The 14,010-nt window shown below is 69.1% G+C and carries 11 protein-coding genes; 6 read left to right on the top strand and 5 right to left on the bottom strand.

Features of this window, described 5'->3' with window-relative positions; all coding sequences use genetic code 11:
- Positions 1-15 precede the first annotated feature (15 nt).
- Positions 16-417: a hypothetical protein gene (locus tag ACIBX3_RS54065; RefSeq protein WP_397128690.1), complete on the bottom strand. Its 402-nt coding sequence runs from the start codon at positions 415-417 to the stop codon at positions 16-18.
- Between ACIBX3_RS54065 and ACIBX3_RS54060 the strand changes: the two genes are divergently transcribed.
- A complete protein-coding gene (locus tag ACIBX3_RS54060) occupies positions 311-559 on the top strand; it encodes a ferritin-like domain-containing protein (RefSeq protein ID WP_397128681.1) in 249 nt (82 codons plus the stop codon). The two genes, ACIBX3_RS54065 and ACIBX3_RS54060, sit on opposite strands and share 107 nt — an antisense overlap.
- Here the strand turns inward: ACIBX3_RS54060 and ACIBX3_RS54055 are convergent.
- The 4 genes from ACIBX3_RS54055 to ACIBX3_RS54040 form a co-directional block, all read right to left on the bottom strand.
- The gene (locus tag ACIBX3_RS54055) at positions 447-3,200 is read right to left on the bottom strand and encodes an ATP-binding protein (protein ID WP_397128612.1); all 2,754 of its coding nucleotides are present in this window, start codon (positions 3,198-3,200) and stop codon (positions 447-449) included. The genes ACIBX3_RS54060 and ACIBX3_RS54055 overlap by 113 nt on opposite strands.
- 373 nt (positions 3,201-3,573) lie before the next feature.
- Complete coding sequence (locus ACIBX3_RS54050) at positions 3,574-6,354, bottom strand: helix-turn-helix transcriptional regulator (protein WP_397128611.1); 2,781 nt, start codon at positions 6,352-6,354, stop codon at positions 3,574-3,576.
- Positions 6,355-6,513: 159 nt separating this feature from the next.
- Complete coding sequence (locus ACIBX3_RS54045) at positions 6,514-7,833, bottom strand: MFS transporter (protein ID WP_397128610.1); 1,320 nt, start codon at positions 7,831-7,833, stop codon at positions 6,514-6,516.
- Between the two features lie 469 nt (positions 7,834-8,302).
- On the bottom strand, positions 8,303-9,076 hold the full coding sequence (locus ACIBX3_RS54040; protein WP_397128609.1) for a transposase family protein: 774 nt from the start codon (positions 9,074-9,076) through the stop codon (positions 8,303-8,305).
- 595 nt (positions 9,077-9,671) lie between these two features.
- Here ACIBX3_RS54040 and ACIBX3_RS54035 point away from each other — a divergent pair.
- The 5 genes from ACIBX3_RS54035 (at position 9,672) to ACIBX3_RS54015 (ending at position 14,001) form a co-directional block, all read left to right on the top strand.
- Positions 9,672-10,445 carry a TauD/TfdA family dioxygenase gene (locus ACIBX3_RS54035; protein ID WP_397128608.1) on the top strand — a complete coding sequence of 258 codons (774 nt, stop codon included), beginning with the start codon at positions 9,672-9,674 and terminating at the stop codon, positions 10,443-10,445.
- Entirely contained in the window at positions 10,442-10,717 is a 276-nt protein-coding gene (locus ACIBX3_RS54030) for a hypothetical protein (protein ID WP_397128607.1), read from the top strand. The genes ACIBX3_RS54035 and ACIBX3_RS54030 overlap by 4 nt, the downstream gene beginning before the upstream one ends.
- A 252-nt stretch (positions 10,718-10,969) precedes the next feature.
- The gene (locus ACIBX3_RS54025) at positions 10,970-12,514 is read left to right on the top strand and encodes a radical SAM protein (RefSeq protein WP_397128606.1); all 1,545 of its coding nucleotides are present in this window, start codon (positions 10,970-10,972) and stop codon (positions 12,512-12,514) included.
- Positions 12,515-12,569: 55 nt separating this feature from the next.
- Positions 12,570-13,196, top strand: coding sequence for an aspartate/glutamate racemase family protein (locus ACIBX3_RS54020; protein WP_397128605.1), 627 nt, complete (start codon positions 12,570-12,572; stop codon positions 13,194-13,196).
- Positions 13,180-14,001 carry a hypothetical protein gene (locus ACIBX3_RS54015; RefSeq protein ID WP_397128604.1) on the top strand — a complete coding sequence of 274 codons (822 nt, stop codon included), beginning with the start codon at positions 13,180-13,182 and terminating at the stop codon, positions 13,999-14,001. The genes ACIBX3_RS54020 and ACIBX3_RS54015 overlap by 17 nt, the downstream gene beginning before the upstream one ends.
- Positions 14,002-14,010 lie beyond the last annotated feature (9 nt).

The raw sequence follows: 14,010 nt of genomic DNA, 5'->3' as shown, positions 1-14,010 counted from the left end.
CTGGTTCTGGGACGCCTACACCGGCGAACCGGGCGGCACGTGGGGCGGCATCACTCCTGAAGAGCGCCGCCGGTTGCGCACGCGCCCGCGGAAGCTCCCGTCGGCCGTCACGAGTCCGGTGGCCGTCCGGTCCCAGCTGGCAAAACCGGTCGGCGAAAGGGTGCCCCCGGCGAACGAGAAGCAGGTGAGGACTTGACGGAAACCCTGGAACCGGGGAAGAGCACCGCCGCTTGCGGGCCGGCGCGGATCGCCACCCTCGACAGTCTGCGTGAGCACCTGCGGGAGGCCGATCGAGCTGGAGCACGCGACGTTGCCGCCGTACCTGTGCGCGCTGTACTCGCTGGACCCGGAGCGCAACCCCGAGGCCATGGAGGTGGTGGGCAGCGTCTTCGCCGAGAAGATGCTGTTCCTCGGCATCGTCATGATGCCGTTCCGGTGGACTGATGTCAGGTCGTGGCCACAGCGTCCTTGGGCAGCATCGTACGGATCTGCTTGCGGGACACGATGCCGAGTTTCACGAACACCTTGCGCAGGTGCCATTCGACGGTGTGCGGGCTGATGAACAGCTGAGCACCGATCTCAGGGTTGGTCAGTCCCTCACCGGCCAGGCGCGCTATCTGCGCCTCCTGGGCGGTCAACGTCATGTTCACCTCGACCGAGCGCCGGCCCACCTTTTCTCCGGTGGCCTGCAGCTCACGCCGGGCGCGTTCGGCGAACGCCTCGGCCCCCATCCGGCTGAGCGTCTCGTAGGCGGCGCCCAGGTGCTCGCGCGCGTCGGCGCGGCGGTTCTCCCGGCGCAGCCACTCGCCGTAGAGCAGCCGGGCGCGAGCGTGGGTGAAGCGAACCTCGGTGCGGCCGAGCCGCTCGACCGCCTCCCGGTAAAGAGCCTCGGCGGCCGGTCCTTCGCTCACCTGGGCACGCACGCTCGCGGACGTGCCCAGTGCCCAGTCGGTGCCACTGGCCCGGGCCAGCTCGTCGAGCCGCGCGGCGGCTTGGGCGGCGCGGGCCGGTCTTCCGCTCCGGGCCGCGGCCTCGACGAGCTCGACCAAGGATCTGATGAACGCTCCTCCGAGCTCCTGAGGGTGCTCGCATCCCTGCTCGGCCGCGGCGTACGCCTCCTCGTAGCGGCCCAGGCCGTTGCAGAGCACCGCGCTCGCCCACTGGGTGGCGGTCGCCACCTTGCCCTCCCCTTGCAGGGCCGTCTCTCGCGCGACCGCCTCGATCGCCTGACGCGTCGCGCTCTCCCTGCCCCTCAACGGCTCGAACACCAGGGCCGCGTACTGGGCCAAGAAACGGCTGCCCGTCACCTCACCGATCGCCTGTGCCTCGGCGGCCAGGGACTCGGCGTCGGCGAGCTCGCCGGCGAGGGCCCGGTTCGACACGCGCAGCAGGAGAGCCGACGGCAGCACCGACACCGCCCCCGTCTCACGCGCCAGGTCGACCAGCTGGGCCGAGAGTATCGACCAGCTGTCGAAGTCCCACACGTTATGGGCCAGGCGGCAGGCGAACGTAAGCCAGCCCAGCCCCTCTTCCTTGGAGACCTCGCCGGCGCGGAAGGCGTCCAGGGCCCGCAGCATCACCGGCGCGCCTGCCGCGTAGCCCTCCATGGCGACCAGGGCCAGGCCGTTCAGGAGCAGATCGGTGCGCTCCGGCCCGGGTCCGGCAGGCGCGGCCAGGGCCGCCCTGGCGACGTCCGCCAATCGCGGGCCGTCCGGCAGACGGCCGGCCGTGATCACCGCGAGCAGCGCATCGCGGTAGGCTTCGCGGGCCAGTCCCGGGTCCAGGGACTCGAGTTGCCCGGCAGCTTCGAGCAGCAGCGGCAGGGCGGCACTGGCGCTGGTGGAGGCGAACATGACCTGACCGCGCAGCAGACGGGCACGGGCGCGTTCGTGTTCGTCCAGAGGGCTGAGCGCCGCCGCGTCGAGCAGTCCGAGGGCGGCGTCGTACCCGCCTGCCCGGTATTTGGCCTGGGCCGCCGCCAGCGCCCTGCCGCCGCGTAGCGTGGGGTCGGGGGTGAGCTGGGCCGCCCGCTCCAGGAACGCCGCCGCCGCCGCGACCCCGCTGCGGGCCTGCACCCGCTCGGCCGAGCGGGCCAATTCGGCGGCCACCATCTCGTCGGGACCGGCTGCGGCGTTGGCCAGGTGCCACGCGCGGCGTTCGGAGTCGCCCCGCGGATCCGTCGCGTCCGCCAGTGCCCGGTGCACGCGCTGACGGTCTTCCGGGGTCGCCACCCGGTAGGCAGCCGAACGCACCAGTGGATGAAGGAAGCGCACCCGGGTCCCGATCGTGATCAGCCCCGCCGACTCGGCCGGCGCGGCGGCGGTCTCGTCGATGCTCAGTGCCTGGGCGGCCCTGGCCAGCAGGGTCACATCGCCCATGGGCTCAGCCGCCGCGACCAGCAGCAACAGCCGCGTCTGGGCCGGCAGCGACTCCACGCGGCGCAGGAAGCGGCGCTCGATCTGGCCGGCCGACGGCGAGTGCGGCACGCTGTACCCGGCGGCCAACTCCGCCGGCGTCAAACCTCGGGGCAACTCCAGCAGGGCCAGCGGGTTGCCTTGCGCCTCGGCGACGATCCGGTCCCTGACCCGCTCGTCCAGCCGCCCGGGAGTCACGGAGTCGAGCAGGGCGCGGGCGTCGCCGTCGCTCAACCGCCCCACCTCAAGCTGCGGCAGCCCCGCCAGCTCCTGTCGCAGGCCGGGCTCGCGTACCGCGATCACCAGCCCGATCCGCTCGGCGAGCAGACGGCGCGCGACGAACGCCAGGACCTGCGCCGAGACAGGGTCCAACCGCTGGGCGTCATCGATCAGGCAGATCAGCGGTTCCTTCTCGGCCACCTCGGCGAACAGGCTGAGCACCGCCAGCCCGACCAGGAAACGGTCCGGACGCGAGCCCGTGCTCAGCCCGAACGCCGTCTCCAACGCGTCGCGCCGCGGCTTCGGCAGGCGATGGAGTCGGTCGAGGAACGGGGCGCAGAGCTGGTGCAAACCGCTGAAGGCCAGCTCCATCTCCGACTCCACGCCCGCCGCCAGGGCGACCCGGCAGCCGGCCGCGCTGCCCCGCGTGTGCTCCAGCAGCGCCGACTTGCCGATACCGGCCTCGCCGCGCAACACCAGGACCGAGCTTGAGATGCGCCCGGTCTGCACCGTGGACACGAGCTGATCCAGTCTCTCGCACTCGAACCTCCGGCCATACAGCCGCATCCCGCACTCACCCCTCCCTGGCCTGCCGCCGGACGCCCCCGTACCACGTACTGTGCCCGGGCAGGTGCCGCGCTCGCCTCGGGGTGACCCTGGCCGGGGTCCCTAGTGACCCCCGGGGCATCCCCCGGGGGTCACGGGCGGGCCGCACCTCGGAACACCGGCATGGAGCGGGTGCTGTGCGGGGACACCTCTGCTCAGCGTGCCGGAGCCGATGGATTGCACCTGCCGCCGGATTCTGGGCAAGCAGATCGCCGGCAGCCCGGCCCTGGCCGTTTTCATGAGCGAGCACCTCGCCGCCGCGGCGGCCGGCCACCATGCCGCCGGGACCTGGGCGCCGGGCCGGGTGATTCCGCGCCGAAACGCCGCTTCGGGCTCACGGACGGTCGTGGCCGTGATCAGGCAGCGCCTGCGGGAGTTGGTGGCGAGAGGTGATGGCGAGCTTGGCGAACACCTTGCCCAGGTGGTACTCGACGGTGCGCGGGCTGAGGAACAACTGGGCGGCGATCTCCGAGTTCGACAGGCCCGCCCGGGCCAAGCGGGCGATCTGACCCTCCTGAGGGGTGAGCCGGTCGGACGTGTCGGCGGTGCGCTTGCGGACGGTCTCGCCGGTGGCCAGGAGCTCGCGACGGGCGCGCTCGGCGAAGGCCTTCGCGCCGAAACGCTGCAGCATCTCATAGGCGGTGCGCAGGTGCTCGCGCGCGTCGACGCGCCGGTTCTCGCGACGCAGCCACTCGCCGTACACCAGGTGGGTCCGTGCGAGGTCAACGGTGATCCGGCTGCGCTGGAGGTGCTCGATGGCCTCGCGGTACAGCAGATCGGCGACCCGGCCGTCGGACAGCAGCGCCCTGGAACGGGCCAGCAGGCCGAGGGCCCAGTCCGTGCCGCTGGCGGTGGTTCGTTCCTCGATCCGTCGCAGCGCGGCCGCGGCCGCATCGAAGGCATCACAGCGGGCGGCCGCCTCGACGAGCTCGACGAGGCAGGACCCGAAGAACCCTAGATCTTCGTACTCGCACGCCCGTTCCGCGCTGGACAGGGCGTCCTGGTACTGACCGAAACCGTTGTACAGCACCGCGTTCATGAAGTGCCGCCCACCGATCGATCGCCCCTCACCCCACGTGCCCGACGCCCACTCGGCGCGGGCGTCGAGCACCGCCGACGCCTTGACATCCTCGCCACGCATGACGAGGAGCAGCATCGAGGCGTAACCGAGGTACGCGTTGCCGGTGACCTTCAAGATCGCGGTGGACTCCTCGACCAGCGCCGAGGCCGCGTCGAACTCTCCGGCGTGCACGTGCACGGCGGCGCGGTAGGTGAGGGACAGGGGAAGGAAGTTGAGCGCGCCGGTCTCGCGAGCCGTCCGGACCGCGTGCGTGGTCAGTTCATGCCACGTCTCGTCGTCCCACATGTCACCGGCGGCCAGATAGGTCAGCCAGAGCCAGCGCATGACGTCGTCCCCGTTGCGCCCGGCCTCCTTCCGGAACGTCCGCAGAGCGCGCTTCAACAACGGCGCGCCCGCAACGTAGCCCTCGGCGAACCGTGTCGCCAGGCCATCAAGAAGTGCGTCGACCAGCCGTGGTGGTCGCGGTCCCGGCGGTGCGGCGCGGGCGGCCTCGGCCACCTTCTGAAGTGTCCCGTGTCCGTCCAGCCTGCCGGCGAAGACCGCTGATCCGATGGCTTCGAGGTACGCCTCGCGTGCCTGTCCGGGGTCGACGCGTTCCAGCCGGCCGGCCGCGTCGAGCAGCAACGGCACAGCCTCACCGCCGCGCCTGCGCGCGAAGACGATCTGGGCGCGGAGCCGGGCCAGCCGTCCGCGCTGGAGTCCGTCCAAAGGGCACAACTCCGCGGCGGCGAGGAGCTCGAGCGCCGTGTCTGGAGCCCCGGCCTCGAAGGTGGCCTGCGCCGCGGCCACCGCCCTCGCTCCGCGTCTGGCCGGATCGGGAGTCAGCTCGGTCGCGCGCTTCAGGAACGCGGCCGCCGCCGCTACGCCGCCGCGTGCCTGGGCCCGGTCGGCTGAGTGCTCCAGCTCGCCGGCCACGGCCTCGTCGGGTTCGAACGCCGCGTGAGCGCGATGCCAGGCTCGGCGATCCGGGTCGGATCCGGGATCGGTCGCCTCGGCAAGCGCACGATGCACGTCCTGGCGTTCCGCGGGTTCCGCTGCACGATAAGCCGCCGAGCGCACCAGCGGATGACGAAACCGCACCCGCGTACCGAACTCGATCAGCCCCGCCGCCTCGGCCGCCGCCATGGCATCCGGCTTGATATCGAGCCGCTCGGCCACCCGTCTCAACAGCGAGACGTCCCCCACCGGCTCGGCGGCCGCAGCGAGCAGCAGCCGTTGCGTCGCGGTCGGAAGCGACCCGATACGCCGCAGAAAGCTCTGCTCGATCTGACTCGCCAGCGGTCGCGCGTCAGGGCGCACGAACCCACCGGCCAGTTCGGCCACCGTCAAACCGTGCGGCAACTCCAGCAGAGCCAGCGGGTTACCTCGGGTCTCGGCGACGATGCGGTCCCTGACACGCTCGTCCAGCCGCCCGGGCACCACCGAATCCAGGAGCGCACGCGCATCGTCGTCGCGCAGCCCCCTCACCACGAGTTCCCGCAGTCCCGGCAACCGGTCATCGCCCGGACCAAGCGACGATGCACGGACCGCGAACACCAGCGCCACCCGCTCCGCGAGCAGCCGACGCGCGACGAACGCCAGCGTCTGCGCCGAGACCTGATCGAGCCACTGTGCATCGTCCACCACGCAGACGAGCGGCTGCTCCTCTGCCACGTCGGCCAGCAGGCTGAGCACCGCCAGGCCGACCAGGAAACGGTCCGGCGCGCTCCCCGCGCTGAGGCCGAACGCTACGGCCAAGGCATCACGTTGCGGGCCGGGGAGGCGATCGATCCGCCCCATCAGCGGCAGGCACAACTGGTGCAACCCGGCGAACGCCAGCTCCATCTCGGACTCGACGCCGGCAGCCCGCAGAGTCTGGCACCCTGTCGCGTTCGCCACCAGGTAGTCCATCAACGCGGACTTGCCGACCCCCGCCTCGCCGCGCAGCACCAGAACCTGACTCTGACCCGCCTTGGCGCTCGCGAGCAACCCATCCAGCGCCTCGCACTCGTCACGCCTGCCACGCAGCCCGCGTCGAAGATCGCTGCTCGACATTCACCACCACCGCGCAGGTCAATGAGCTGGATCTGGTCAATTCGGGCCGTCCCCATCATGCGCTGAGTGGACGCGGGTTCGCGCGGCAGGGCGGCGCGGATCGAGCGTGGTGAAGCGCCCGTCGATGAAGATGGCGTCGAGTTGCACGAGAGGCCCTTCTCAGGAATTGATCAAAGCGGTTCGCGCGGCGGCATGCCGCTGATCGTGCCCGAGGCGGCGGGCGAGCGCGAGCACGCAGCCGAGCGTGAGGACGAGCACGAAGATGTAGTACCCCACGACCGGCCAGTGGCTGCCGCCCCCGCTGATCAGCAGCCACTGGGCGACCAGCGGGGTGGAACCGCCGATAATCGTGCTGGAGAGCTGGTAGGCGACGGAGACGCCGGTGTAGCGGACGCGTACGGGGAACGCCTGGGCCAGGAAACCGGCGAGCAACGCGTAGTACGAGGCCCCGGTGACCACACTGAGTGCGAGGGCGATCCCGATCAGCAGACCGTCCCGGGTCGTGATGAGCAGGAACATCGGGACGGCGACCAGGATGTTCGCGGCCAGGGCGCCCGCCATGAGACGCACGGTGCCGATCCTGCGGGCGACGTAGGCGGCGACAGGCTGCCAGAGGAACTGCAGGATGAAGATGACCAGCAGGATGTCCAGCATCGTCTGCCGGGGAACGCCGAGGTCGGTGGTGGCCCACGACACGAGGAACGTGTTCGTGAAGTAGGCCGCGGATATCCCCAGCGCGCTCGCCCCGATGCCGAGGACGACCAGCGGCCATGCCGTACGGAACAACGTCACGAGAGGCACCTTGACGGCCGGCTCCGCTTTGCGCGCCGCGCGGAACTCGGCGGACTCGTGCACCGTGAGCCGGATCACCAGTCCGATCACCACGAGGAGCGCTGACAGCAGGAACGGCACGCGCCAGCCCCACTGCAGGAAGGCGTCGTCGGGCATCCGTCCCACCACGAGGAAGGCCAGGGTGGCCAGGATGGCGCCGGCGGGCGAGCCCTGCTGCACCCACATGCCGGCCATGCCGCGGCGTCCCTGGGCGGCGTTCTCGGTGGCCATCAGAACCGCCCCGCCCCATTCGCCGCCCACCGCGATACCCTGCAGGGCGCGAAGCAGAACGAGCAGCAGCGGCGCCGCGTACCCGATGGAGGCGTACGTGGGCAGCACACCGATCAGCGTGGTAGCCGATCCCATCAGAATCAGTGTGATGACCAGGACGTTCTTGCGGCCTAAGCGATCGCCGACGTGCCCGAACACGATGCCGCCGAGCGGACGGGCCAGGAAGCCGACCCAGAACGTGGCGAACGCCGCCAGCGTCCCGGCTCCGCTGTCGGACTCGGGAAAGAACAGGGTGCCGAAGACCAGGGCTGATGCGGTGCCGAAGATGAAGAAGTCGTACCACTCGACAGCCGTGCCAATGAACGAGGCGATCGTGGCGCGTCTGCCTTGACGTGAGGCGGGGACGCCGTCGGGCATGGGGCGGATCCTTCCGATGAAAGCAGGGGGAGAGCATCGGGTGCGGCAGGTGTGAGCACGTTCGTACCGTCGCCGCGCTCCGCCGGAACACGGTGACCTTGGCCGGTCCGCTTAGTCTGCGCGATCTCAAGCGATGCAGTCCAGTACTTGTTGGACCGGCCAGCAGATGGCAATTCTGCTGAAGGACGTCAGTCGCGTTACGCGCCTGGCCATCCGCTGAACGGGTCAATACTGACAACCCGGGGTGGCGCAGAGAAGCGCCGAGCGTATGCGCCTGGGATCGGGGGCTGGACGTCTACTCCGACACAGTCGGGGGCCATGCGCCGACGGCGTGCTGACCCGTCGCGGCAATTCGGGGCTGGCATTCATGGCAACTCGCACAAGCGGCTCGGCGCTACGGGAGTTCCAACAAATGACGCATACTACCGATGGTCAAGATGGCTGGTTGCTCACTGAACCTTTTTCATCTTCACGCGGCCTGGGCGACGCGGTGGTTCTGAAGAACGGCGATGGCCTTGCACAGGTGGCCGGCCTTGCAGGGGCTGCAGCGTAGCTTGCGGAGGATCTTCCAGCTCTTCAGCTGGGCGTTCGCACGTTCGCCGGGTCCCCGGAGCTTGGCATGGGCGCGGTTGGCCTGCTTCTGGGACTCGGGCTTGTCCTTGCCTTTGTAGGGCGTGAGGACCGGGCCCTCGGCCCCCTGATACGCCTTGTCGGCCAGGGTGATGATCCCGGCCTGCTCCAGGGCGCGCAGGATGCCCCAGATGCGGGCGGCGCTCAGATCATGAGTCTTGCCGGGCAACGCTCCAGAGGTCCACAGGATCGTCCCGTCCGGTGTAGCGATGACCTGCACGTTCATGCCGTGCACGCGATGCTTGCCGGAGAAGTAGGGCCGGTCGGCCTTGACCCGGTCGGTGCGGATCAGCGTGCCGTCCAGCACCAGGTAATGCAGTCCGTCCTGCTTGGCCTTCCGTAACGCCTGACCGAGCTTGGGCGAGCGCGCCGACAACAGCGCCACCGTCTCCTCCACATACCGCCACGCGGTCGCCGTCGACACCCCGAAGCCAGCCCCGAGTTCGGCGCAGGTCTCTGCTTTGCGCAGGTAGACCAGCACCAGCAAGGCCTGCTGACCGGGGTTCAGCCGCCGCCAGAGCGACCCCATCGCCTTGCGGTGGCGCCGGATCACCCCGGCGACGTAGTTCAGAGTCTGATGCGACAAATCGACGGCGGCACGATAAAACAGCACCGGAAGCTCCTGGTTGCGACGGTGTGGGTTGTGGTGATCAACCCGTCTACCAGGAGCTTCTTCATGTCACCGGCCGAACACCGGCATCGCGATCATGCTGTGACCAGGTCACCCATCGGGGAGGTTGGAAAAGGTTCACTGGTTGCTCATCAATGCGGATCATGTCGCGTGGTAGATCGTTTCTGCGGCCAGTCCCAGCTCAGACCTCTGCGACGATCAAGAGAAGATCAAGGCAGAACACATCTGTATGGCGCCGCCGGTCAAACCCGTACACCACTCCCGTGGACGCTAACAAGTCTGTCTCTTCTCTGTCTCGTCTGCTGCATGTCTTCCGCGCTCCCCTCCTCGCGATCAAGCAGACTTTCCCTCCGCTGGTCGCTCTCACCCAAAGCCAAAAGAGCAGGCCCGCGATCAGCCGCGAGCCTGCCTGAGGGCGTCCAGGTCAGATACGGCCTGGGTGACGCGCGCGGTGTGCCGGTACGCCTTGAGGATCGCTGCGAGGTTGCCTGAGGCTAGTGCCGGATATGCGACTTCCGAGGTCCACAACCACAGCGGTGAGCCTGCGGTGGCGGTGCCGGGTAGCGAGGCGCCGCTGATGGCGGATGACGCCCTGACGCGAACCGCCAGGATGCTGGCGCGTGACGGCGTGATCACCTTCGACCGTGTACACCATCGTCAATCGGTCGTCAGGCTCGCCCTGCAACTGCTGACCCCCTGGAGGCACCGGGACGCCGACGCGGATGGTGTGACGGTCATCAGCGACAGAGGCCCCATCGCCACTCATCTCGGCTATGCCGGGTTCGGAGCCAGAGGGCTGGAGCATCATACGGATTCGTCCGCCCTCGACCTGCCACCTCGGCTGGTCATGCTCGTATGCGCCCGATCGGCGGACCGTGGAGGCGAGTCGTACGTGGCAGACGGGGCAACTGTCTACCGCGAACTGGCCTCCCAGTCACCGGAGCTGCTCAAGGCGCTACAACAACCGCGCACCGCCCGGTTCGCCAGTCACTGGGGATCAGTATTCGAGACGACCGGGGACGGCCGGATGAGAATTCGGCTGCGCCTGGACGGCGTGGAACACTTCACAACCCCCGCCGCCGAAGCTGTTCCCGTTCTTCGTGCGGCCATCGAAAGACACACACGCGAAATTGCGCTACTGCCCGGGCAGGGCTACCTGCTCGACAACTGGCGCATGTTGCATGGGCGCCGTAACTTCCGGGGGCCTCGCCTGATGTATCGGGTTCTGGGCGATCCCGTAGCCGGCTGTGTCCTACCGCCCGGTTTCGCCCCGTCGTCCAGGCAGGCGTTGCTTCCCCAGCAGCGTATCCCTGAGTGCCCTGCCGCCCTCCCGTCTGGAGAGATCTCATGAGCAGCGAGAGCGACGCGGCTGCCGACGCTTTCGGGGCCGAATACGTTCGTCAGCACCAGCGGCGTTTCCGCGACTGGCTCCTGATGTATCGGGGTTTCTCCGACGAAGGCGGCATCCTCGTCACGGCCAAGCACCCCGAGCAGTTGCTGCGTCTCATGAGCGACGCCGCGCAGAAGCAGTGGCGAACCCAGCCGGGCCTTCACCTGCCCACGCAACCTCGCATCATCGTGGAGAAGCCCCCGGCCCACGTACGAGCCGGGGCAACCCAATGAGACGCGACAAGGTCGCCAGCCACCAGGCGACCCTGCGCCTTGCTCACCCTTGCGGCGACCTGTCCGTCGCGCCACCGTCAAAGGACGTCCGATGAACAGCGTCATGCTGGCCTGCCTGCACCGGCAATTCTTCTCACCCATACCGCATACCGGCGAGCCGACCACGCAGGAGCGGGAAGACCTACCAGTGAGCGAGAACCAAGAGCAGTCGAGCCCCACCCCCACAAGGGCACGCTGACGATTGGAGTGCACATGAGCACGACATCGCGCACCACCCTGCTGATCTTGGACTGCTACACCGTCGAACCCTCCGGCCTGGGGGTTCCGCCGTACCTGTCCACCTACGCCCGAGCCGCCTACGGCGCGCTACGCACGGCGCAACCGCGCGCCCGGGTCGCCTACCTCACGATCGATGACGTCCGCTGGTGCCTGAACGGCGGCCAGCCGCATGAGCGGCCTCCACTGTCGGATCGGCTCACCTACTCGGCCACAGTCAACCGGGAGAATGCGCTCCGCCTGCTCCGCGACGCCGCCCTCACCGTGGTGATCGCGGGCGATGCCGTGCCTTCGGTGCATCTCCAGGCACAGAACGGTTCGATCGAGGAGATCACACGAGCCCTGGCCTGCACGCGCGGCCGTCGCGTACTGCTCGGCCCGCTGGCCACCTACGCGCTGGCCGACCCGGCCGCCTACGGCGGGTTGTTCGACGCCGTCCATACGCACACAATCACCTCGGCCGACATCACCGCCGGGACCCGGGAGGCAGCACCGTACGAGCGGCTGGCCGCCGACCGCGTCGACTACCGCGACTTGGTCAACCAGTTGTGCTGGACGCCGGTCGCCGAGATCGAGCTCTACCGCGGTTGTACCCGGCGCCGCTTCTGTGACTTCTGCAACGAGCCCGTCAAAGCCCCGGTCGTGGACTTCAGACCGGTCGAGGACGTCCTGGCCGAGGTGGCCATCCTGCACGCCGCCGGCATACGACACTTCAGGCTCGGGCAGCAGACCTGCTTCTTCTCCTACATGAACCGCGATGCCGGAGCCATCGAGAAGCTGCTGGCCGGCATCCGGGAATCCGCCGCCCCCGAGCTGGTGACCCTGCACATCGACAACGCCGACCCGCTCGCCGTCGCCTCACCGGCAGGGGCGAAGATCGCCCGCCTGGTCGCCGCATACTGCACCGAGGGCAACTGCGCGCCGATGGGCATCGAGTCCTTCGACCCGGAGGTCATCAAGCGCAACACCCTCACCTGCACGCCCGACATCCTCGTCCGGGCCGTCGAGCACGTGAACCAGGCGGGTGCTCAAGTCGGCCCCGGCGGGCTGAGCGTCCTGCTCCCAGGCCTCAACCTGATCTACGGCCTACCAGGTGAGACGCACCGCACCCACTACGAGAACCTCGCCGAGCTGGTGCGCATCCTGGACGCCGGGCTGCTGTGCCACCGCATCAACATCCGACAGGCCCGCGCCTACCCCGGCACGCCACTGGCCGCGATGCAGGAGCAGGAGGCGCCACCTTCGGCCGAGCACTTCACGAACTGGAAGGCGGACATCGACCATGTCTTCGACCAGCCGATGAAGCAGCGCGTCTACCCCAAGGGCCGCAACATCACCGACCTGCACTCCTTCTTCGTCACCACCCGGGGCACCTGGCATCGGCGCCTCGGCTCCTACCCCATCCAGGTCGTGGAACGTGACGTCGTCCGCCCGCTGTACGAGGTCGCCGACATGACCGTGACCGCCCACGCGCCCCGCTTCGTCTACGGAGAACGGAATGACGCTCCACCAGGCGTCTGACCACCGCCGCTCTGTGTCGCACGTTGGAGTGCTGGTGCCCTGGGCCAACAGGGTCGTGGAGACTGAACTGCCGGAGTGGGGCCGTGGACGGACGGTGTGGCACTATGCCCGTCTGGTGCCCGCCCACGGCGGTACGGCGCTGGATGAGGATTTCCTGTCCGGGCTGATCGAAGCCGTCCCGGCGGCGCTCCACCAGCTTTCCCGGCTATCGCTCGGCCGGGTCTACCTGGCGTGCACATCGGCGGCCTTCACCCAACTCGGCCGCCTCACCGAAGTCACGGCCGGTTCGCAGGTGCGCGTGGTCAGCGCGTTCGAGGCGATCCTGGCCCAGCTCCAGCAGCGCGGCGCGCGGAAGATCGCGTTGGTCACGCCCTACCCACGCGAGATCACGGAGGTCGAGGCCACCCAGTTCGCCGAGCGAGGCGTCCTTGTCACGGGCTCGGCGAGCCTCGGCCTGGCCGATGGATACGCCGAAGTCACCCTCAACCAACAGGCTGCGCTCGTGGATCAGTTGGGAAAGGAGGCAGTACGGCAAGCGGACGCGATCGTACTGTCCTGCACGGGCTGGCCCACCCAGGCCGCGATCACGATGCTGCGGCGTCGGCTGGGACGGCTCGTGACCTCCTCGAACGCCGCCATCGCCCAGCACGCCCTCGGGAGCGCCCGTGAACACCACCGATGAGACCTCCGAACTCGCCCCCCGCCTGTACGGCCTGGTCTCGGTCGTCAGCGCACAGGAGGAGGTGAAGACGGAAGTCGAGGCCAACCACGACAACAACCAGTGGTGGCCCCTGCACGTGGACGACTGGCGGATACGGATGCTGGTCGCCGGATGGAGCACCCGAGTGTCCTACGCCATGGTCGACGTCTACGCCGAGGTGGTGAAGAAGGCCGACGCCTACGGCTGGGACGCACTCATCGGCTTCCAGGACTCCGAGATCGTCGACCTCGTCCGCCCAATCGGCCTGGCAGACGCCCGCGTCCGCTACCTCCGCTCACTGGAGACCTTCGTCGCCACGTCGGAGGCCTGCGGCCGGCGCCCGCTCACCATGCCAGCCGACGAGTACATCGAGGCATTCGCCGTCGAGGTGAACGGCGCGTCCTACAAGGTCGCCCAGTGCGCCGCCCTCTACGCACGCGGCTACCACTGCGGCATCATCCCCGTGGACTCCGGCATGGTCGGCAAGCTCGCTCCGCTACTCGGCATACAGGTGGGCAGCGGGGCGTTTGCCCACGAGCGGATGCGGCTTCTGCTGGAGGCTTGCGCCGCCGCAGACGGCTCCCGCTACCGGGACCTCATCCTCGCCCGCGGGTACCGGGTCACCGTTCCCGATCAGGCAACGCCCACGTGGTGGCTGCACCTGGTCCTGATCTACTTCAAACGCCTGTTCCTCAACCCTCCGGCCAGCCCGAGAGTGTGCGCCAACAGGCCCGCCTGCTCCACCGTCCTCGACTGCGACCATCCGCCCCGCCGACGCCGGAGGTAGCCAGGTGCC

The sequence above is a fragment of the Nonomuraea sp. NPDC049480 genome (genome assembly GCF_044465905.1).
GTDB lineage: Bacteria > Actinomycetota > Actinomycetes > Streptosporangiales > Streptosporangiaceae > Nonomuraea.
Note: the sequence above shows the minus strand (reverse complement) of the source record. Positions and strands in the feature narration are given on the sequence as shown.